This window comes from Rathayibacter sp. AY1E2 (assembly GCF_002932325.1).
GTDB lineage: Bacteria > Actinomycetota > Actinomycetes > Actinomycetales > Microbacteriaceae > Rathayibacter.
This window is the reverse complement of record NZ_PSVO01000007.1, coordinates 33169-52004: the sequence shown is the minus strand read 5'-3', so window position 1 is coordinate 52004 and position 18836 is coordinate 33169. Positions and strand designations below refer to the sequence as shown.

Here is an 18836-nt window from a genome sequence, read left to right as displayed (position 1 = left end):
AGACTACCGGGGGCCGGGGGCCGCCCTCCGGCCCGGGCGTACCCTGGGGACGGTGACCAGCACCGCTCCGCGCCCCTTCCCCGTCGGGCCGCTGCTGCTGTCCACCTTCCTCCCCACGCTCCTCTTCTCCATCGGCGAGGGGGCGATCATCCCCCTCCTGCCGGCCGCGGCGGGCGACCTCGGCGCGACGCTGGCGCTGGCGGGGCTCGTGGCCGGGATGATCATGATCGGCGAGCTGGCGGGCGACATCCCCAGCGGCTGGATCGTCTCGCGGATCGGCGAGCGCGGCGCCATGCTCGGAGCCTCGGCCGCGTCGATCCTCGGGCTCGTGGTGTGCCTGCTCTCGACGTCGTGGGTCGGGCTGACGATCGGCGTCTTCGTGATCGGCCTCGCGACCGCGGTCTTCGCGCTGGCGCGCCACGCGTTCATGACGTCGTTCGTCCCGATCACGCACCGCGCCCGCGCGCTCAGCGCCCTCGCCGGGGCCTTCCGCGCCGGCTGGCTGATCGGCCCGTTCCTGGCGGCCGGGGTGGTGCACCTCACCGGCTCCGTCGAGTCCGTCTTCTGGGTGCACATCGTCTGCTGCGTGGCGGCGGTCGTGGTCCTGCTGCTCGTGCCCGACCCCGCGACGGTGCTGCGGCGGGCGCAGGCCGCGGCCGACCGCGCCGCTCCGGAGGACGTGGTCGCCGCGGAGGCGTCGGCGACCGTCCCGGAGTCGCCGCAGTCGCTGCTCGGGACGCTGCGCGAGCACCGCGGGGTCCTCGCTCGGATGGGGACCGGCGCCGCCGTGATCGGGGCGCTGCGGGCGAGCCGGACGCTGATCCTCCCCCTCTGGGCGGTGAGCATCGGGCTCGCCGAGACCGACACCGCGATCATCATCGGCATCGCCGGCGCGCTCGACTTCGCCCTCTTCTACGCCGGCGGCCAGCTGATGGACCGCTTCGGCCGGGGCGCCACCGCGATCCCCTCGATGATCGGCCTCGGGCTCGGCCACCTCGCCCTCGCCGCCTCGGTGCTCGCCCTCGATCCGGTGCCCTGGTTCGTCGCCGTGGCCTGCGTGCTCGCGGCCGCGAACGGCATCGGCTCCGGCATCCTGATGACCATCGGCGCCGATCTCGCGCCCCCGGCCGATCCGGCCCCGTTCCTCGGCGCGTTCCGCTTCACCGGTGACGCGGGCAACGCCGCCGCCCCGATCGTCGTGTCGGCACTCACCGCCCTGGTCTCCCTCCCCTTCGCCGCCGTCGTGATGGGGGTGCTCGGTCTGGGCGGAGCGGGGGCGCTCGCCCGCTGGATCCCGCGGTACCTCCCCCGGGCGGCCTCCCGCGGCTGAGGCGCGGGGCCCTCCTCTCTACACTGGAGCCCGCACGCGGGAGTGGTGGAATGGCAGACACGCAGGATTTAGGTTCCTGTGCCGAGAGGCGTGAGGGTTCGAGTCCCTCCTTCCGCACGGGATCGGCCGGTACGCTGAGCGCGCTCGCGTGACCGCCGACCGGCCACCGGCCCCCGTCGACTGGAGATCCGTTGAACCACGCCGCCCTCGTCCCCTGGCTCGATCCGGAGACGATCCTGACCTCGTTCGGCCCCTGGGGCGTGCTCGTGGTCTGCCTCATCGTGTTCGCCGAGACCGGACTGCTGATCGGCTTCCTCTTCCCGGGCGACACGCTGCTGATCATCACGGGCCTGCTGGCGCACGAGAACGCGTCGAACGGCGGCCTCGGCGTCCCGATCTGGCTCATCTGCCTGGCCGTCGGGTTCTCGGCCTTCGTCGGCGGCGAGGTCGGCTACCTGATCGGGCACAAGGCCGGCCCGCGCATCTTCGAGCGCAAGGAGTCCGGCTTCTTCAGCATCGAGAACGTGAAGCGGACCAACGCGTTCTTCGAGCGCTTCGGCGGCCTCGCCGTGATCCTCGCGCGCTTCGTGCCGATCGTCCGCACCTTCGCGCCGATCGCGGCCGGCGTGGCTCACATGAACTACCGCAAGTACAGCCTCTACAACCTCATCGGCGCCCTGATCTGGGGCAGCGGGGTCACCCTGATCGGATGGCTGCTCGCCTTCATCCCGCCGGTCGCCGACTTCGTCTCGCACTACATCGACGTGATCCTGATCGGCGCGGTCGTGCTCGCGCTGGTGCCGACGCTGTTCCACTTCTTCCAGCAGCAGCGCAAGGCGAAGCTCGCCGCCGACCCCGAGACCGACGCGACCGAGTCGGCCGCCTACGTGCTCGACGCCGACACCCTGGACGACAAGCACCCGAAGTCCTGACCTCCGCCTCCGGGGGACGCCACTCCGGCACGCGGCACGCCGACAGGCGTGCACCGGAGCGGCATCCCGCCGGGGTCAGAGCCGGGCGGACAGAGCGGCGAGCTCGGCGCGCAGCGCGGTGAAGGCGCGGGCGCGGTGGCTCCGGGCGTTCTTCTGCTCGGGAGCGAGCTCGGCCGCCGTGAGTGCCCCGGCCTCGGGGACGAACACCGGGTCGTAGCCGTGGCCGTTCCCACCCCGCGGCGCCGTCGCGATCGCGCCGTCCCAACGGCCCTCGACCACGGTCTCCTGCCCGCCGGGGAGCACGGAGTCCGGTACCACGAGGGCGATGGTGCAGCTGAAGTGCGCACCGCGGTGCTCCGCCTTCACGTCGTGCAGCTGCGCCAGGAGGAGCTCGAGGTTGGCCGTCGCGTCGTGCGCGCGTCCCGACCAGCGGGCCGAGAAGATGCCCGGCGCGCCGCCGAGGACGTCGACGCAGATCCCGGAGTCGTCCGCGAGCGCCACGAGGCCGGTGTGCGCCGCCGCCGCGCGCGCCTTGATCAGCGCGTTCTCGGCGAAGCTCACGCCGTCCTCGACGGGCTCGGGTCCGTCGTAGGCGCGGACGCCGACTCCGGGGAGCGCGCCGGCCAGCATGGCGCGGAACTCCTCCACCTTGCCCGCGTTGTGCGTGGCGAGGACGAGGTCCAGGCTCACGCTCCGGGCTCCGCGGCGAGCGCTTCGGCCTGGATGCGGGCGAGGTCGGAGGCACCAGCGACCGCGAGGTCGAGCAGGGCGTCGAGCTCGCGGCGGTCGAACGGGGCCCCCTCGGCGGTGCCCTGCACCTCGACGAACAGGCCGCGTCCGGTGACGACGACGTTCATGTCGGTCTCGGCGCGCACGTCCTCGACGTAGGCCAGGTCGAGCATCGGCACGCCGTCGATGATGCCGACGGACACCGCCGAGAGGCTGTCGATCAGCGGCTGCGCCTTCTGCCCCACGTACTTCTTGCCGCGCGCCCACTCGATCGCGTCGGCCATCGCCACGTAGGCGCCGGTGATCGCCGCGGTGCGGGTGCCACCGTCGGCCTGGAGGACGTCGCAGTCGATGACGAGGGTGTTCTCGCCGAGCGCCTTCGTGTCGACCACCGCGCGCAGGCTCCGGCCGATCAGCCGCGAGATCTCGTGCGTGCGCCCGCCGACCTTCCCCTTGACCGACTCGCGGTCCATGCGGGAGTTGGTGGATCGGGGCAGCATCGCGTACTCGGCGGTGACCCAGCCCTTGCCCTTGCCCTGCAGCCAGCGCGGCACGCCGTTCGTGAAGGAGGCGGTGCAGAGCACCCTGGTGTTCCCGAACGAGACGAGCGCGGAGCCCTCCGCCTGGGAGCTCCAGCCGCGCTCGATCGTCACGGTGCGCAGCTCGTCGGGCGCCCGCCCGTCCTTGCGCGCGGCCTTCGATGCGGTGCTGTCGGTCACTCGGGTCTCCCTCGATCGTGCGGGAGCGCGGCCCGGTCGAGCTCGCGCAGGTTGATGGTGCCGGTCTCGACGAGGTCGACGCTCGAGACCTCCGGACCGAGGAAGCGGCGGGCGAGGCGGACGAAGTCGCTCGAGCCCGTCTCCTCCCACCGGTAGGTCGGAGGCGCGGCGGAGGTGCGCTGCAGGCCGTGCGCCACGAGGGTCCGGTAGACGTCGAGCGCGGTCTCCTCGGCGCTCGAGACGAGGCGGACGTCCGGCCCCATCACGTACGCGATGGCACCGCGCAGCAGCGGGTAGTGCGTGCAGCCGAGGACGAGCGTGTCGATCCCCGCGGCCTTGAGCGGCGCGAGGTACTCCTCCGCCACCGCGAGCAGCTCGTCGCTCCAGGTGACCCCCGCCTCGACGAACTCGACGAAGCGCGGGCAGGCGGCGGTGAACAGCTGCAGGTCCGGCGCGGCGACGAAGGCGTCGTCGTAGGCGCGGGAGCGGATCGTCCCGACCGTGCCGATCACCCCGACGCGGCGGTTGCGGGTGTCGCGGACAGCGCTGCGGACGGCGGGCTGGATGACCTCGATCACCGGTATGCCGCGGCCGAGCGTGTAGCGCTCGCGGGCGTCGCGCATCATCGCGGCCGAGGCGGTGTTGCAGGCGATGACGAGCAGCTTGGCGCCCTGGTCGACCAGGGTGTCGAGGGTGTCGAGGGCGTAGGCGCGGACGTCGGCGAGCGGCTTGGGGCCGTAGGGCGAGTGCGCGGTGTCGCCGAGGTAGACGATCGACTCGTTCTGCAGCTGGTCGATCACGGAGCGGGCGACGGTGAGCCCGCCGACTCCGGAGTCGAAGATGCCCAGCGGTGCGTCCGTCACGGAGGAACAGCCTACCCGCGCCCTGCGGCCCGGTCCCGGCCGCACGCCGTTCCCGGGCCCGGCGGCGTGCGCAAGCCCCGGCATCCGCGCCTGGGCCGCGCGGGGGCGGCCGTGGAACACTGAGCGGATGGACTCCACGGCCTTCCTCACCGACCGGTACGAGCTCACGATGGTCGAGGGCGCCCTCGGCAGCGGCACCGCCGACCGCCGCTGCATGTTCGAGGTGTTCGCCCGGAGCCTCCCGCCCGGACGCCGCTACGGCGTGCTCGCGGGCACCGGCCGGCTCCTCGAGCTGATCTCGCGCTTCCGCTTCGGCGACGACGAGCTGTCCTGGCTCCGCGAGAACCGCGTGGTCGACTCCCGCACGCTGGACTGGCTCGCCGACTACCGCTTCCGGGGCGACGTCTGGGGCTACCGCGAGGGCGAGGTCTACCTCCCGGGCTCCCCCGTGCTCATCGTCGAGGCGCCCTTCGCCGACGGCGTGCTGCTGGAGACCCTGGTGCTCAGCGTCCTCAACCACGACAGCGCCGTGGCGAGCGCCGCCGCGCGGATGGTCTCGGCCGCCGACGGGCGACCGCTCGCCGAGATGGGCTCGCGCCGCGCCGGTGAGCGGTCCGCCGTCGCGGCCGCTCGCGCCGCCTACATCGCCGGATTCGGCGCCTCCTCGAACCTGGAGGCGGGCCGCAGCTTCGGCGTGCCCACGATGGGCACCTCCGCGCACTCCTTCACCCTCCTCCACGACTCGGAGGAGGAGGCGTTCCGCGCGCAGGTCGCCGCGCTCGGCCCCGGCACGACCCTCCTCGTGGACACCTACGACGTGACAGCCGCCGTCGACCTGGCGGTCCGCGTCGCCGGCACCGGCCTCGGCGCTGTGCGCATCGACTCCGGCGACCTCCCCCAGCAGGTGGCCGCCGTCCGGCAGCAGCTGGACGCGCTCGGCGCGACCGGCACGCGCATCACCGTCACCAACGACCTCGACGAGTACGGGATCGCCGCGCTCGCGGCCTCACCGGTCGACTCCTACGGCGTCGGCACCTCGGTGGCGACGGGCTCGGGCCACCCGACGGCGGGCATGGTCTACAAGCTGGTCGCGCACGAGGACGACGCGGGCGAGTGGGTCGCGGTGGCGAAGAAGTCGGTCTCGAAGGCGTCGATCGGCGGACGGAAGGCCGCCGGCCGTCTGCTCTCCGATGACGGGATCGCCGAGGCCGAGGTCGTGCACGTGGGCGCCGGCCCCGAGGGCGCCGTCGGCGAGAGCGAGCGGGCGCTGCTCGTCCCCCTGATCGAGGACGGGACGATCCGTCCCGAGCACCTCGGCATCGAGGGAGTGGCGGCAGCCCGCGCGCACCACGCCAACGCGGTCCTCGAGCTGCCGATCGACGCGCTCCGGCTCGGCCGCGGCGAGCCCGTCATCCCGACCCGCTACGAGTGAGCGGGCGGGCGCTCACTTCATCTTCGCGTAGATCTCCTTGCAGGCCGGGCACACCGGGAACTTCTCCGGGTCGCGGCCCGGGAGCCACTTCTTGCCGCAGAGCGCGCGGACCGGCTTGCCGGTGATGGCGCTCTCGAGGATCTTGTCCTTCGGCACGTAGTGGGAGAAGCGCTCGTGGTCGCCCGGCTCGATGGACTCCTGGTTGAGGAGCTCCTCGAGCTCGCGGTCGAGCGTGGCGGTTCCTCCGCCTCCCTCGAGGGGGTCGGTGCTGCTGTTCTGGACGCGCGGAATCATGCCGACGATCCTACGCGCGGAGCCCGGGCCCGCGGCCGTGCGCTCCGGATCGGGCGGCGCTAGTAGCGGCTGGTGAACGCGACCAGCTCGGTCGCGCGGCGCTCGAACAGCCGGCCGCCGAGGAGCACGCCGAGGGCGAAGACGACCACGGCGCTGCCGAAGCCGACGAGCACGGCGTCGCCCGCCGCCTCCGGGTCGACGAACAGGGCCCGGACGCCGAGCACCACGGCCGGAGCCGAGAGGAGCAGCCCCAGGCCGAACGCGAGGGACTGCGGACCGGCGCCACTGGCTCCGGGGGCCTGGGGCTGCGTGAACGCGCTGTCGCCCGGGCGCGGAGCCGGATAGGCGAGCCGTGCCGAGACGGCGCTGGCGACGCCGGCGGGGACGAGCAGGAGGCAGGTGTTCACCGCGAGCACGACGGGCAGCGCATCGGGGAGCCCCGAGGTCGCGCTGCTGATCAGCGAGCCGAGCACGACGACCGGCACGCCGAGCAGGAGGGTCGGGAAGGCGCGGCCGAGCCGGTCCGACCAGCCGCGGACGCCCGCGGCCACGTGGAGCCAGAACGCCGAGCCGTCGTAGGCGACGTCGTTGTGGAGGAACCAGCCGAGGAACAGCGCGATCAGCGGGACCGGGAGCAGCGAGAGCAGTGGGAAGGGGACGCCGACGACCGCGAGCAGCAGCAGGGCCGCGACCGGCAGCACCGGCACGGCGACGAGCGACGCCTGGTAGCGCGGATCCCGGAGCCAGTAGGTGATGCTGCGCGCCGCGATCGCGCCGGTCCGAGTCGAGCCGAGGACGTCGAACCAGCCCAGCCGGAGGCCGCGCGGCGGCCGGTGCGTGCGCTCGGGGCGCTCCGTCAGCAGGCGGACGACGAGCCACCAGAGCGCGCCCGCCGCGACGAGCGTCGCCAGGGCCAGCAGGAGCGGGCCGAGCGCGTCGCCGGTCCGGGCGGCCGGGGCGATCATCCACGCCGCGCCGAACGGAGTGGCCCCCATCGCCGCGCCCCAGCGCTCGAGCACCGGGGTGTCCCCCGTGTCGACCAGCGCGGCGGCGCCGAGGGCTGCGGGACCGCCCAGCATCAGCACCAGGCCGAGGACGGCCAGCAGCTCGCGGGCGGTCCGGGAGGGGACGAGGGCGGCGGAGGCGGCGAGGCCGATCCGCGCGAACAGCGAGGCCGTCGCCACCGCGAGGAGCGGGCCGACCACGGCGAAGGCGCCTGCGCCCGGGACGAGCGGCGCGCTCGCGAGCCCGACCACCAGCAGGGCGAGCGTGGGGACCGAGACGAGGCCGGCCAGGGCGAGCGCCCCGGCGAGGCGGAGCGGCGGAAGGCCGAAGAGGCGGAACGCGCGCGGATCCATCGGGTCGAGCGGGCCGAGCAGGAAGGGCAGCACCAGGAAGCCGACGGAGACGAGTCCGCCGGCGGTCACGAGAGCGCCCGCCGCCGCGTCCGAGGAGCGCAGAGCGCCGATCGCCCCGATCAGCAGGGCCGTCACCGCGACGACCACGAGCACGCCCAGGACGGCGCCGGCCGAGCGCGCGGGCCCGGAGCGGAACGCGCCCAGGAGGACGTCGATCCTCAGCCGGAGAAGTCGTGCAGCCACTGCAGCCCCTCGGCGATCTGCTTGCCGCCCGCGAGCTCGAGGAAGCGCTCCTCCAGCGTCGCGGTGCCGGCGACCTCCGCGACCGTCCCGGAGGCGAGCACGCGCCCGCCGACGATCACGGCCACGTCGTCGCAGACGCGCTCGATGAAGTCGAGCCCGTGGCTGGAGAGGACGACGGTGCCGCCGCCCTCGACGAAGCGGCGCAGCACGGTGATCACGGCGGCCGAGGAGACCGGGTCCACCGACTCGAACGGCTCGTCGAGGACCAGCACGCGCGGGGCGTGGATCATCGCCGCCGCGAGGGCGACCTTCTTCGCCATCCCCGCGGAGTAGTCCGAGATCAGGCGCTCCAGCGCGTCGGAGAGGCCGAGCGCCTCGGCCAGCTCGACCGTGCGCTGCTTCGCCGTGGCGAGGTCGATGCCGCGCAGCGCGGCGGAGTAGGCGAGGAACTGGGCGCCGGTGAGCCGGTCGAACAGCCGGAGGCGGTCGGGCAGGACCCCGATCAGCGGCTTCGCGGCCGACGGGTCCTTCCAGACGTCGACGCCGTGCACGAGGACGCGGCCGGTGTCGGGTCGCAGGAGGCCCGTCATCATCGAGAGCGTGGTGGTCTTGCCCGCGCCGTTCGGGCCGATGATCCCGTAGAAGGTCCCCGCGCGGACGGCCAGGTCGATGCGGTCGACCGCCACCGTCCTCCCGAAGGTCCGGGTCAGCTGGTGCAGCTCGAAGACGACGGGCGAGGCGCCGTCCGGATCCGCGGCACCCTCAGCGGGCTCGGCGTTCGTCACGGACGTCATCCGGCTACGGTACCAACTCGCCCGCAGGCCCCCGGCGCCCGCGCCGACACCCGGCGACACGGCGAGAGGTCAACCACCCTGGCCCCGGGGGGCGTGAACTGTACACTAGGTCTCTACCCGAGGAGTCGATCAGATCGAGACGCAGCGGTTAATTCGAGGAGAACACACGATGATGCACACAGGTTCGACGAGCAGCAGCCCCGCCACCGTCGTCATCCTCGCCGCAGGGATGGGCAGCCGGCTCGGCCGCTCCCTCCCCAAGCCGCTCACGCCGCTCAGCGACGGGCGCACGATCATGCAGCAGCAGTTCGACAACATCCACCACGCCTTCGGCACGAAGGTCCCGGTGAGCATCGTCGTCGGCTACAAGCTCGAGCACATCATCGAGGCCTTCCCCTCGGCGACGTTCGTCTACAACGAGCAGTACGACCAGACCAACACCTCCAAGAGCCTCCTCCGCGCGCTGCAGGCGAGCGGGCAGGGCGGCGTGCTGTGGATGAACGGCGACGTCGTCTTCGACCCGCGCATCCTCGACCGGGCGGCCGCGCTGATCGCGAAGGACGTCTCCTTCGTCACCGTCAACACCTCGAAGGTGTCGGACGAGGAGGTCAAGTACACGACGAGCGCCGAGGGCTTCATCCAGGAGCTCTCCAAGACGGTGCGCGGCGGCCTCGGCGAGGCGGTCGGGATCAACTACGTGTCCGCCTCCGACAAGGCCGCGCTGGTGCGCCAGCTCGCCCGGGTCGACGCCCAGGACTACTTCGAGCGTGGCATAGAGTTGGCGATCGAGCAGGACCGCCTGCTCGTCGAGCCGATGGACATCTCCGACCTCTACGCCGTCGAGGTGGACTTCGCCGAGGACCTCGAGCGCGCGAACCTCTTCGTCTGACGCTCCCGGCTCCTCCCCCGGCTCGAGCGGAGCCGACGGGAGGAGTCGCGCAGTGAGCACGGCCGACACCCTCGCGACCGAGACGGCCCTGCGCCACCGGCGCTCCCGGGCCTGGCGCTACCGCCACTCCCTCTGGCTGCTCACCAGGCGCGACCTCACCGTCCGGTACGCCACGAGCGCGCTCGGCTACGTCTGGTCGGTTCTCGACCCGCTCGTGATGTCGGGCATCTACTTCTTCGTCTTCACCGTCGTCTTCCAGCGGACCGTCGGCGAGGACCCGTACATCGTCTTCCTGCTCGCAGGCCTGCTGCCGTGGATGTGGTTCAACCAGGCGACCTCCGACGCGACCCGCGCGTTCCTCCGCGAGGCGAAGCTGGTGCGGTCGACGTCGATCCCGCGGACCATCTGGGTCGGGCGGATCGTGCTCTCGAAGGGCATCGAGTTCGTGGCGAGCCTGCCGGTGCTGGTGCTCTTCGCCGTGATCGCCGGCGCGCACCTGACCTGGGCGGCGCTGCTGTTCCCCGTGGCGATCCTGCTGCAGGCGGTGCTCACGCTCGGCGTGGGTCTGCTGGTGGCCCCGCTCGTGGTGTTCTTCCGCGATCTGGAGCGGGCCGTGAAGCTCGTGCTCCGGTTCCTCTTCTACGCGTCGCCGATCATCTACTCCACGGCCAACCTGCCGGAGCAGATCCGGCCGCTCGCGGCGCTCAACCCGCTCAGCGGGATCTTCGCCCTCTACCGCTCCGCGTTCTTCGAGAGCGAGCTCGACGTCCCGCTCATCCTCGCCTCCGCGGGCATCTCGGTGCTCGTGCTGGCGCTGGGCCTCGTCGTCTTCCGCCGCTCCGAGCGCGCGGTGCTGAAGGAGCTGTGATGGCCGACGCCCCGGTGGTCATCGAGTGCCGCGGCCTCGGGATCCGCTTCCGCCGCAACCGGCGGGGCCGCCGCTCCTTCAAGGACCTCTTCGCCGGCCGCTCCCGCCGCTCGCGGCCCGGCGAGTTCTGGGCGCTGCGCGGGCTCGACGTGCAGGTGCGGGCGGGCGAGGCGATCGGTGTCGTCGGCCGGAACGGTCAGGGCAAGTCGACGCTGCTCAAGCTCGTCGCCGGCGTCGTGCTGCCGGACGAGGGCGCGGTGGAGGTGCGCGGGGGCGTCGCTCCGCTCATCGAGATCACCGGCGGCTTCGTGGCCGACCTGAGCGTCCGCGAGAACGTCTACCTGACCGCGGGTCTCCACGGGATGTCCAAGCGCGAGGTCGACGCGCGCTTCGACTCGATCATCGAGTTCGCCGAGATCGGCGACTTCCTCGACACCCCCTACAAGCACCTCTCGAGCGGGATGAAGGTGCGCATCGCCTTCTCCGTCGTGTCGCGGCTCGAGGAGCCGATCATCCTGGTGGACGAGGTGCTCGCGGTCGGCGACAGGGCGTTCCGCGAGAAGTGCTACGCGCGGATCGAGGAGCTGCTCGCCTCCGGCCGCACCCTCTTCTTCGTCTCGCACAACGAGCGCGACCTCCGCCGCTTCTGCACGCGCGGCCTCTACCTGGACAAGGGCCGCCTGGTGCTGGACGCGCCGATCGAGGAGGTGCTCGCGCGTTACGCTGAGGACTACGCGCCGACACCGCGGAGCAGCACGGCGCCGGCCGAGGGCCCGCCCGTCCAGGGCACCGTCTCCGACGACTGACCCCTCCCGCACGCGGCGCCCGAGGACGCAGGAGTGCACGACATGGCCCAGAAGGACCGCAAGCGCGAGCGCGCCGTGGAGAGGGCCGGCGAGGTGGAGCAGGCCGACGGCTCCGAGAACGCTCAGCTGGCGAAGCTGCTCGACCGGCTCCTCGCGGTGCAGCGCCCGGCCGTGCTGGCGAACATCCGCCTGCTGCGGCGCCGGCGTCCCGGGGCGACTCCGGAGCAGATCATCACGTCGCTCGAGCGGCAGTACCTCTCGAGCGTGGCCGCGGGAGGCGCGGCGATCGGGGCGACCGCCGTCGTCCCCGGCATCGGCACGGCCGCCTCGGTGGCTCTCTCCGGCGCGGGAGCCGCAGGGTTCCTGGAGGCGAGCGCGCTCTTCGCGCAGTCGGTGACGGAGGTGCACGGGATCCCGCTCGAGGACCCGGACCGCGCGCGGGCCCTCGTGCTCACGCTGATGATGGGCTCCTCCGGCAGCGAGATGGTGCGCCAGGTGGCCGGGCAGGCCGTCGGCGGGGGCAGCGGCCTCAACCAGTACTGGGGCTCGGTGGTCACGAAGGGCCTGCCGTCCTTCCTCGTGGGCGAGCTGGCGGACCGCGCGAAGAAGTCCTTCGCCAAGCACTTCCTCGCCCAACAGGGCGCGGGCCTGGTCGGCCGGGCGATGCCGTTCGGGATCGGAGCGGCACTGGGCGGCGTCGGCAACGCGATGCTCGGCCGCAAGGTGATCCACAGCGCGCGCGATGCGTTCGGGCCGGCACCGCAGGCGTTCGGCAACACCCTCGTGCTCGAGCCGACCCGCGCCGAGCGGAAGGCGCTGGCCGCCGCGCCGGCCGAGCCGCTGGCGCTGTTCGTCCGCGACTACGGCGGAACGGGCGAGCGGACGGCGCTCCTCCTCCACGGCCTCGGCTCCGACTCCCGGATCTGGTACGCCCTGGTCCCGACGCTGCACGAGCACGGCTACCGCGTGGTGGCCCCCGATCTCGCCGGTCACGGCGGCTCGCCGGCATCGCCCGTGTACTCGCCGGAGCGCTGGGCGTCGGACGTCCGCGCCTCGGTGCTGCAGACCCCCGACCTCGTCATCGGCCACGGCCTCGGCGCCGTCGTCGCCGCCCGGCTCGCCCCCGAGTACGGCGCCGACCGGCTCGTCCTGCTCGACCCCGCGTTCTCGGACGCCCGGGGACTGACGAGCGCGCTCCACCGCGGCGGCTCGGTCGCGCACGTCGAGAAGGGCGACGCCGACTCCCTCCGCCACCGCCACCCGATCTGGACGGACGAGCAGATCGAGCTCGACGTGTCGGCCCACGCGCTCTGGGAGCAGGACTCCGCCGGCGGGCTGACGGCACGGGGTGCGGCCGAGGCCCCCGAGACGTTCCCCGTGCCGACGCTCGCCGTGATGCCGGAGGACCCGCTGGGCCACGGCTCGCTGGGCGGCGTCCTCGCCGGCCGCGGCGTCGAGGTGCGGACCGTGCCGGGGGGCGGGGCCTCGATCCTCCGTGAGGACCGCGCGGCGCTGATCGCGGCGCTGGAGGACCGGATCTAGCTCAGGATCTGCTCCAGCTCAGGGCCTGCTCCGCGCGCGATGGTCCGGAGCCGTCGGAGGCGTTCGGTCAGCGTTCCCGAGGCCGGCGCCCGGGCCCGACGAGCGGCATCCCGAGCACGGTGCGGACGAGTCCGCCGCCGTCGCGGTCCTCGGCGATCACGCGGAAGCCGGTCTTCTCGGCGACGCGCCTCGAGGCGGCGTTGTCCGGGTGCACGAGCGCCACGAGTCGTCCCGCGAGGCGGTGGGCGAGCGCGAAGTCGCGGCAGGCCGCAGCCGCCTCGGTTGCGTAGCCGCGGCCGTGCAGACCGGCCCGCACGTGGTAGCCGACCTCGAGCTCGATCCCGCCGTCGACGCGCTGCCAGGTCAACCCGCAGTCGCCGACGAACTCGCCGTCGAGGGTCTCGACGATCCACAGCCCGAAGCCGTGCTCGCGGTAGTTGCGCCGGTTCCACTCGATCCAGGCGGCTGCCTGCTCGCGGTCCTTCGGCGCGGGGTAGTACCGCATCACGACCGGGTCGCCGAGCAGGTCCGCCATGTCGGGGAGGTCCTCGGCGGTCATCTCGCGGAAGCGCAGCCGGGCGGTGGCGGCGGGGATCATCGGGTCGGGCTGCTCGGCCTGCGACTGCGGAGACGGCGACCGGGACCGTCGTCGAGCGCTCGATCCATCCGGCCGCCGCCCCCGGCCCTACTTCTCCGCCTTGGCGGCGGCCTTCGCGGCCTGCTTGGTGGCGCGGACCTTCGTCAGCGACTCCGGAGAGACGATGTCGGCGACCGAGCGGAAGGCGCCCTCCTCTCCGTAGGCGCCCGCGGCCGAGCGCCAGCCCTCCCCCGAGAATCCGCGCTGCTTGCCGAGCAGGGCGAGGAAGATCCGCGCCTTCTGCTCGCCGAAGCCGGGCAGCGCCTTCAGACGCGCGAGGACCGTGCGGCCGTCGGGCTCGTCGCGCGTCCAGACCGCCGCGGCGTCGCCGTCCCAGTCGTCGACCAGAGCGCGGCAGAGGACCTGCACGCGCCCCGCCATGCTCGCCGGGTAGCGGTGGATCGCGGGCGGAGTCCGGCAGAGCTCCGAGAACGCGTCCTCGTCGAAGCCCGCGATCGACGCGGCGTCGAACGAGGCGCCCTCCGCCTCGAGGCGCTCCTCGATCTTGCGGGGCCCGGAGAAGGCCGTCTCCATCGCGACCTGCTGGTCGAGGAGCATCCCGATCAGCAGCGCCAGCGGGTCGCGGCTGAGCAGCGCGTCGGCGTCGGGATCGTCGGTGATGTGCAGGGCGGAGTCGCGGGTCATCCTCCAGGGATACCACGGACGGCCCCGGCGGCGAGCGCGCGGACGGTCCGGTCGACGAGGTCCAGCGCCGCAGCGAGCTCGAGGTCGCCGACATGGCCGTAGCCGAGGACCAGCGCCTCGGTCGCGGCCCGTCCCGACAGGGCGTACTCGTGCAGAGTGGCGACGAGCAGTCCCTCCCGGAGCAGCGCGGCCGCGACGGCGTGCGCGTCCAGAGGCGCGGGCAGGGAGAGGACGACGTGCAGACCCCCGTCGAGTCCGCTCGCGCGCCCCCACGGCACCGACTCCCCGAATGCGTGGACCAGCTCACGGCGGTGGGCGTAGCGCCGTCTCGAGCGCGTGAGATGCCTCCGGAACGCCCCGCTCGCCATGAACTGCGCGAGCGCCGCCTGCGTCGGACCCGAGGCGGAGGCGTCCTTCTCGTCGTCGAGGCCCGCCAGCGCCGCGCGCAGCCAGGACGCCCGCGGAACGGCCAGGTAGGCGATGCGGAGCCACGGCGAGACGGTCTTCGAGAACGACCCGACATGGGCGACTCCGCCGCCGGAGTCGAGCGAGGCGAGCGCGGGCAGCGGGGCGCCGACGTAGCGGAACTCGCTGTCGTAGTCGTCCTCCACCACGAGCAGGGGGCCGGCCGACGCGCGGCGCACCAGCTCCAGGCGCTCGGCGAGGGCGAGCCTGCCGCCGGTCGGGTACTGGTGCGACGGAGTGACGACGACCACGTCCGCGCCGGAGCTCGCGAGAGCGTCGAGGTCGATGCCGTCGCCGCGCACAGGGACGCCGACGACCTCGTGCCCGTCGGCGCGCAGGCGGCGCCGGACGGCCGGGTAGCCGGGGTCCTCGACGGCCACGCGCACCTCGCGTCCGAGCGAGGCCGAGGCGGCGCGGGCCAGGAGCGCGACGGCGCCCGCGGTGCCGCTGGTCACCACTACGTCCGACGCCTGCACGTCGACGCCGCGGGACCGGCGCAGCTGCTCGGCGATCTGCTCCCGCAGGGCCGGGTCCCCGGAACCCCGAGGAGGCGCCGAGGGCGGCGAGGCGAGCGCCAGGCGCCAGGCGGCCCGCCACTCCGGGGTGTCGAGGGCGCGGGTGTCCGGCCGGCCCGGCCTCAGGTCCGCCGCGGCGGGCGGGACGACGGTCTCCCGGGACTCCGGCCGCGGCTCCTGCGGCGCCGGCGCCAGCAGTCCGTCGGAGGCGACCGTCACCGCTGCGCGCGGGTGGGCGACGAGGTAGCCCTCCCCCACCAGCTGATCCACCGCGGCGACGACGGAGCCCCGCGAGACGCCGAGCCGCTCGGCGAGCACGCGGCTCGACGGGATCGGATCGCCCGCCCGGTAGCGCCCGTCCAGCACCGCCTGGCGCAGCGCCTCGGCGAGCCCGGCGCGGACCGAGCCGCGCGGCGACGGCCCGAGGAGGAGCGGGATCTCCAGATCGCCCGACGCCATCGACCGCTCCGCTCTGGACCACTCCGATCGCGGCCCAGTGGCATCCTGGCAGATCCAGTCGGCGCGGGACGATTCCGACATGGACAGCCTCCCCGTCACCGACCGCACCCGCGTCTCCCGTCTCCGCGACCGCCAGCGCACCGATCCCGCCGAGCTGCACGCCCTGCTCGACGAGGCGCTCGTCGCCCACGTCGCCGTCGTGCGGGACGGCGCCGCGATCGTGCTGCCGATCCTCTTCGCCCGCGACGGCGACTCCCTCCTGCTGCACGGGTCGAGCGGCGGAGGACTGCTGCGGGAGGCGGCGCGGCACTCGCTCCTCACCGCCTCGGTCACGCTGGTCGACGGACTGGTCGTCGCCCGCTCCACCTTCGACAGCTCGATGAACTACCGCTCGGCGATGGTGATCGGCCGGGCCGAGGCGCTGGAGGGCGAGGAGAAGGCGCGGGCCCTCGATCTGCTGGTGGCACGCCTCCTCCCGGGGCGCGACGAGGAGGTGCGAGCGAGCACCGCCCGCGAGATCGCGGCCACGCTGGTGCTGCGCCTCCCCCTGGCCGAGGCGAGCCTGAAGGTGCGCGCGCACGGAGCCGGCGACGAGCCGGAGGCCGGGGTCTGACCGGGCGTCGTGCCGCTGGTCACCCGCACGCTCGCGCCGGTGCCGGCGGAGGAGGGCGTCGCGGTCCCGGAGTCGGTCCGCCGCTTCAGCGCCGCGGTCGACGGCGCGGTGCCGCCCTGGCGCTGAGCGGACCGGCCGTCGCGGTGCGGTCCGCTACTTGGCGTCCTGACGGGGGAAGACGACCTTCTGCACGACGATGATCACCGAGGCCGCGACCGGGATCGCGACCAGGGCGCCGAGCACGCCCGCGATGGTGCCGCCCGCGACCGCCGCGATCACGACGACCGCACCGGGGACCGAGACGGCCTTGTTCATGATGCGGGGGCTGAGGAGGTACGCCTCGACCTGCATGTAGACGAGGTAGTAGATCGCGGCGACCAGCGCGGTCAGCGGCGAGGCCAGGAGGCAGGCGAGCGAGATGATCACGGCACCCGAGAGAGTGCCGACCAGCGGGATCAGGGAGCCGAGGAACGCGACGCAGGCCAGCAGCGCCGGCACCGGGGCGCCGATCGAGAGCAGCAGGATGAACGTGAGCACGCCGTTCACGCCGGCGAGAGAGACCTGGCCGACCACGTAGCGGCCCACGGCGCCGGTGATCTCGTCGCCGACCTCGTGCGCCTTCGCGCGGTGCGAGGCGGGGGCGAAGCGGTAGGCGACGGCCTTCATCGAGCGCAGCGACGCGAGGAAGTACAGCGTCAGGATCAGCACGATGACGGCGCCGGTCACGCCGCTGGCGATCCCGGTCCCGACCGCGATCAGTCCGCCGCCGAGCGAGAGCAGGTTGTTGGGGTTGCCGATGAAGCTCTGGACGCTCTCGATCAGCTCGTCGATGTCGATCACGCCGCGCAGCTGCTGCTCGAGGTCGAGCACCCACTGCTGCGAGGCGATGTCGGTGACGATCTGCGGGGCGCTCGTGACGAAAATCGTCAGCTGCTCGACCAGGATCGGGATGATGTAGACCAGCAGGCCGGCGAAGATCAGCACCACCGCGGCGAATACCGCTGTGATCGCGAGCGGCCTCGGCAGGCGCTTGCTCTCGAGCCAGGAGACCAGCGGATCGAGGCCGAGCGCGAAGAACAGCGCCACGAAGATGTAGGTCAGCACCGTGCTCAGCTGCACGACGAGGCCGCCCAGGACGAGCGCCACCAGCACGCCGAGCGCGCCGAACAGGCCGATGCGGAAGGAGCGGATCGTGAAGACCGGCTTCTCCGAGTCGGCGGAGACCACGATGTCCGGCTCGACCGCGGGCTGGACGGGTGCCGACCGGCGCCGGCGGGAGCGGGCGAAGGCGCGCGGGGTCATCATGGGACGAGCGTAGCGGGGCGCCGGGAGGCCGCCCGGCGACCGGCCCACCCTTGACGCGGCCGTTCGAGCGGTGCTCCCGCCCGCTCAGCCCTCCGGATCGTGGTCGTCGACCGCGCCGTCGCCCCGGTGCAGAGCGGCGTGCCGCTCCCACTCGGTGAGCAGGTGCTCGATCGCCTCGTGGAAGCGCCGCGTGGCCGCTCCGGGCGACGTGTCGCCGAAGTAGCGGTGCACCCAGCGCTCCAGCCGCTCGACCGACTCCGGATCGTGCTCGGCGCTGTCGATCCGCGCGATGATCGCGGAGGCGTCCTCGGCGTGCAGCCACTCCGCGTCGCCGAGGTAGCCGCTCTCGTCGACCTCGGCCTCGGCGCTGACGGGCCGGGTGACCAGCAGCGGGCGCCCCGTGGCCAGCCGGTCGTAGACCATCGCCGACACGTCGAGGATCGCGAGGTCGGCGGCGGCGAGCTGCCAGCCGAGCTCGGCACCGGTGTCGTGCACGTGACCGGCGCGCGGATCGGCCGCGTTGGCGGCGGCGATCATCGCGACGATCGCCCGGTCGGCCGCGGCGTAGTCGGAGTCGACCGCGCCGCTGCGGGGATGCGGGCGGTAGACGAGCCGGAACCGCGGGTCGGCCAGGAGCCCGCGCACGAGGGCCGTGCCGTGGCTCCGGATCGAGCCGTAGCCCGCGGCGGGGCGGTCGCCCTCCCAGGTCGGCGCGTAGAGCACCACGCGGCGCTCGTCGGGCGTGAACGGCACGGCGCCGGCGAAGTGGTCCGCCTGAGGACGGCCGATGGCGAGGGTGCGCTTGTCGAAGTCGTAGTCCCAGAGCACACGGCGCAGCCGGGCGAGGGCGGCGTCCCCGGCGATCATGCTGTAGTCGTACGCCTTGAACTGGTTCGTCGTCATGTACATCTTGTCGCTCTCGCCGTGGTTGACGAAGACGTGCCAGCGGCGCCCGTAGCGCATCATCTGGAAGTTGCGGGCGTTCTGGTTGACGTAGAGCACGATCCGCAGCGGCTGGCTCGCGATGGTGCCCTCGAGGTCGGCGACGGAGCGGACGTAGGCGACGGGGACCGGGCTCTCGCGCAGCAGCACCTCCGCGGCGCCGGCGTTGCGGCTGAGCAGCACGACCGGGTGCGTCTCCGCCAGCTCGGCCAGCGGCCGGTACCACTGCCGCAGCTGGTACAGGTTGATGTCGCCGTCGGCGAAGTAGACGCCGATCTCGAACCGGCCCTCGGGCAGCGGCCCGCGCTCCGCGGGCAGCCGGGCCACCGCGTGGCGGGCCCGGCGGGCCGCGAGCAGCTCGCCGCCCACCTTGCGCGCGAGTCGCGCGTCGGTGCGGAGGCGGGCGAGCAGGGCACGGGGAGCGGGAGTCATCCGCCCCAGGGTACCGGCGACGGC

General features: G+C 73.5%; 19 protein-coding genes and 1 tRNA gene. 9 read left to right on the top strand and 11 right to left on the bottom strand.

Translation table 11 applies throughout. From position 1 onward, the window contains the following. Positions 1 to 52: 52 nt before the first annotated feature. From C5C49_RS07565 to C5C49_RS07555, 3 genes are all read left to right on the top strand, one after another. Positions 53 to 1330, top strand: a complete 1278-nt coding sequence (locus C5C49_RS07565; RefSeq protein ID WP_244230655.1) for an MFS transporter — start codon at positions 53 to 55, stop codon at positions 1328 to 1330. Between the two features lie 36 nt (positions 1331 to 1366). Next, positions 1367 to 1447: transfer RNA gene (locus C5C49_RS07560), tRNA-Leu, on the top strand. A 74-nt stretch (positions 1448 to 1521) separates the two neighbouring features. Continuing rightward, complete coding sequence (locus C5C49_RS07555) at positions 1522 to 2262, top strand: DedA family protein (protein ID WP_104345824.1); 741 nt, start codon at positions 1522 to 1524, stop codon at positions 2260 to 2262. Positions 2263 to 2337: 75 nt separating this feature from the next. On the opposite strand, the gene rdgB is transcribed toward C5C49_RS07555, so the two are convergent. Genes rdgB through murI form a run of 3 tightly spaced genes read right to left on the bottom strand, consistent with a single transcriptional unit; the run spans position 2338 to position 4573 of the window. Next, entirely contained in the window at positions 2338 to 2952 is a 615-nt protein-coding gene (gene rdgB / locus C5C49_RS07550; protein ID WP_104280731.1) for an RdgB/HAM1 family non-canonical purine NTP pyrophosphatase, read from the bottom strand. After that, positions 2949 to 3710 carry a ribonuclease PH gene (gene rph / locus C5C49_RS07545; RefSeq protein WP_104345823.1) on the bottom strand — a complete coding sequence of 254 codons (762 nt, stop codon included), beginning with the start codon at positions 3708 to 3710 and terminating at the stop codon, positions 2949 to 2951. The genes rdgB and rph overlap by 4 nt, the downstream gene beginning before the upstream one ends. Further along, the gene (gene murI, locus C5C49_RS07540) at positions 3707 to 4573 is read right to left on the bottom strand and encodes a glutamate racemase (RefSeq protein WP_104345822.1); all 867 of its coding nucleotides are present in this window, start codon (positions 4571 to 4573) and stop codon (positions 3707 to 3709) included. Before murI ends, rph begins: the two co-directional genes overlap by 4 nt. Positions 4574 to 4700: 127 nt before the next feature. Between murI and C5C49_RS07535 the strand changes: the two genes are divergently transcribed. Beyond that, a complete protein-coding gene (locus tag C5C49_RS07535) occupies positions 4701 to 6005 on the top strand; it encodes a nicotinate phosphoribosyltransferase (RefSeq protein ID WP_104345821.1) in 1305 nt (434 codons plus the stop codon). Positions 6006 to 6017: 12 nt separating this feature from the next. Here the strand turns inward: C5C49_RS07535 and C5C49_RS07530 are convergent, their stop codons facing one another. From C5C49_RS07530 to C5C49_RS07520, 3 genes are read right to left on the bottom strand one after another with little or no spacing between them, the layout of a single operon-like run. Further along, positions 6018 to 6299, bottom strand: a complete 282-nt coding sequence (locus C5C49_RS07530; protein ID WP_104223568.1) for a DUF3039 domain-containing protein — start codon at positions 6297 to 6299, stop codon at positions 6018 to 6020. A gap of 59 nt (positions 6300 to 6358) precedes the next feature. Further along, positions 6359 to 7900, bottom strand: coding sequence for an ABC transporter permease (locus tag C5C49_RS07525; RefSeq protein ID WP_104233196.1), 1542 nt, complete (start codon positions 7898 to 7900; stop codon positions 6359 to 6361). After that, a complete protein-coding gene (locus C5C49_RS07520; RefSeq protein WP_104223570.1) occupies positions 7876 to 8694 on the bottom strand; it encodes an ABC transporter ATP-binding protein in 819 nt (272 codons plus the stop codon). The genes C5C49_RS07525 and C5C49_RS07520 overlap by 25 nt, the downstream gene beginning before the upstream one ends. 172 nt (positions 8695 to 8866) lie before the next feature. Here C5C49_RS07520 and C5C49_RS07515 point away from each other — a divergent pair, with 172 nt between their 5' ends. Genes C5C49_RS07515 through C5C49_RS07500 form a run of 4 tightly spaced genes read left to right on the top strand, consistent with a single transcriptional unit; the run spans position 8867 to position 12799 of the window. Next, positions 8867 to 9583 carry an NTP transferase domain-containing protein gene (locus C5C49_RS07515; RefSeq protein ID WP_104226983.1) on the top strand — a complete coding sequence of 239 codons (717 nt, stop codon included), beginning with the start codon at positions 8867 to 8869 and terminating at the stop codon, positions 9581 to 9583. Positions 9584 to 9635: 52 nt separating this feature from the next. Then, positions 9636 to 10451, top strand: a complete 816-nt coding sequence (locus C5C49_RS07510; protein ID WP_374953048.1) for an ABC transporter permease — start codon at positions 9636 to 9638, stop codon at positions 10449 to 10451. Beyond that, entirely contained in the window at positions 10451 to 11257 is an 807-nt protein-coding gene (locus tag C5C49_RS07505) for an ABC transporter ATP-binding protein (RefSeq protein ID WP_104223571.1), read from the top strand. The genes C5C49_RS07510 and C5C49_RS07505 overlap by 1 nt, the downstream gene beginning before the upstream one ends. Positions 11258 to 11299: 42 nt before the next feature. Then, on the top strand, positions 11300 to 12799 hold the full coding sequence (locus C5C49_RS07500) for an alpha/beta hydrolase (RefSeq protein WP_104317461.1): 1500 nt from the start codon (positions 11300 to 11302) through the stop codon (positions 12797 to 12799). A gap of 67 nt (positions 12800 to 12866) precedes the next feature. On the opposite strand, the gene C5C49_RS07495 is transcribed toward C5C49_RS07500, so the two are convergent. The 3 genes from C5C49_RS07495 to C5C49_RS07485 all read right to left on the bottom strand — a co-directional run bounded on the left by C5C49_RS07495 (position 12867) and on the right by C5C49_RS07485 (position 15520). After that, the gene (locus C5C49_RS07495; protein WP_104325812.1) at positions 12867 to 13397 is read right to left on the bottom strand and encodes a GNAT family N-acetyltransferase; all 531 of its coding nucleotides are present in this window, start codon (positions 13395 to 13397) and stop codon (positions 12867 to 12869) included. A gap of 87 nt (positions 13398 to 13484) precedes the next feature. Continuing rightward, complete coding sequence (locus C5C49_RS07490; protein WP_104223574.1) at positions 13485 to 14081, bottom strand: HhH-GPD-type base excision DNA repair protein; 597 nt, start codon at positions 14079 to 14081, stop codon at positions 13485 to 13487. Continuing rightward, a complete protein-coding gene (locus tag C5C49_RS07485) occupies positions 14078 to 15520 on the bottom strand; it encodes a PLP-dependent aminotransferase family protein (protein ID WP_181067780.1) in 1443 nt (480 codons plus the stop codon). Before C5C49_RS07485 ends, C5C49_RS07490 begins: the two co-directional genes overlap by 4 nt. A gap of 79 nt (positions 15521 to 15599) precedes the next feature. Here C5C49_RS07485 and C5C49_RS07480 point away from each other — a divergent pair, with 79 nt between their 5' ends. Continuing rightward, positions 15600 to 16133 carry a pyridoxamine 5'-phosphate oxidase family protein gene (locus tag C5C49_RS07480; protein ID WP_104345820.1) on the top strand — a complete coding sequence of 178 codons (534 nt, stop codon included), beginning with the start codon at positions 15600 to 15602 and terminating at the stop codon, positions 16131 to 16133. 153 nt (positions 16134 to 16286) lie between these two features. On the opposite strand, the gene C5C49_RS07475 is transcribed toward C5C49_RS07480, so the two are convergent. Both C5C49_RS07475 and C5C49_RS07470 read right to left on the bottom strand, forming a co-directional pair. Next, the gene (locus tag C5C49_RS07475; RefSeq protein ID WP_258068413.1) at positions 16287 to 17438 is read right to left on the bottom strand and encodes an AI-2E family transporter; all 1152 of its coding nucleotides are present in this window, start codon (positions 17436 to 17438) and stop codon (positions 16287 to 16289) included. A gap of 84 nt (positions 17439 to 17522) precedes the next feature. Next, the gene (locus tag C5C49_RS07470) at positions 17523 to 18812 is read right to left on the bottom strand and encodes a hypothetical protein (RefSeq protein WP_258068412.1); all 1290 of its coding nucleotides are present in this window, start codon (positions 18810 to 18812) and stop codon (positions 17523 to 17525) included. Positions 18813 to 18836: the final 24 nt, after the last annotated feature.

What these genes read in the sequence shown, in the direction of transcription:
- C5C49_RS07535 (WP_104345821.1), top strand. Translation starts at nt 4,701, where the DNA reads ATGGACTCCACGGCCTTCCTCACCGACCGGTACGAGCTCACGATGGTC.
- C5C49_RS07530 (WP_104223568.1), bottom strand. Translation starts at nt 6,299, where the DNA reads ATGATTCCGCGCGTCCAGAACAGCAGCACCGACCCCCTCGAGGGAGGC.
- C5C49_RS07520 (WP_104223570.1), bottom strand. Translation starts at nt 8,694, where the DNA reads ATGACGTCCGTGACGAACGCCGAGCCCGCTGAGGGTGCCGCGGATCCG.
- C5C49_RS07515 (WP_104226983.1), top strand. Translation starts at nt 8,867, where the DNA reads ATGCACACAGGTTCGACGAGCAGCAGCCCCGCCACCGTCGTCATCCTC.
- C5C49_RS07505 (WP_104223571.1), top strand. Translation starts at nt 10,451, where the DNA reads ATGGCCGACGCCCCGGTGGTCATCGAGTGCCGCGGCCTCGGGATCCGC.
- C5C49_RS07500 (WP_104317461.1), top strand. Translation starts at nt 11,300, where the DNA reads ATGGCCCAGAAGGACCGCAAGCGCGAGCGCGCCGTGGAGAGGGCCGGC.
- C5C49_RS07495 (WP_104325812.1), bottom strand. Translation starts at nt 13,397, where the DNA reads ATGATCCCCGCCGCCACCGCCCGGCTGCGCTTCCGCGAGATGACCGCC.
- C5C49_RS07490 (WP_104223574.1), bottom strand. Translation starts at nt 14,081, where the DNA reads ATGACCCGCGACTCCGCCCTGCACATCACCGACGATCCCGACGCCGAC.
- C5C49_RS07485 (WP_181067780.1), bottom strand. Translation starts at nt 15,520, where the DNA reads ATGGCGTCGGGCGATCTGGAGATCCCGCTCCTCCTCGGGCCGTCGCCG.
- C5C49_RS07480 (WP_104345820.1), top strand. Translation starts at nt 15,600, where the DNA reads ATGGACAGCCTCCCCGTCACCGACCGCACCCGCGTCTCCCGTCTCCGC.
- C5C49_RS07475 (WP_258068413.1), bottom strand. Translation starts at nt 17,438, where the DNA reads ATGATGACCCCGCGCGCCTTCGCCCGCTCCCGCCGGCGCCGGTCGGCA.
- C5C49_RS07470 (WP_258068412.1), bottom strand. Translation starts at nt 18,812, where the DNA reads ATGACTCCCGCTCCCCGTGCCCTGCTCGCCCGCCTCCGCACCGACGCG.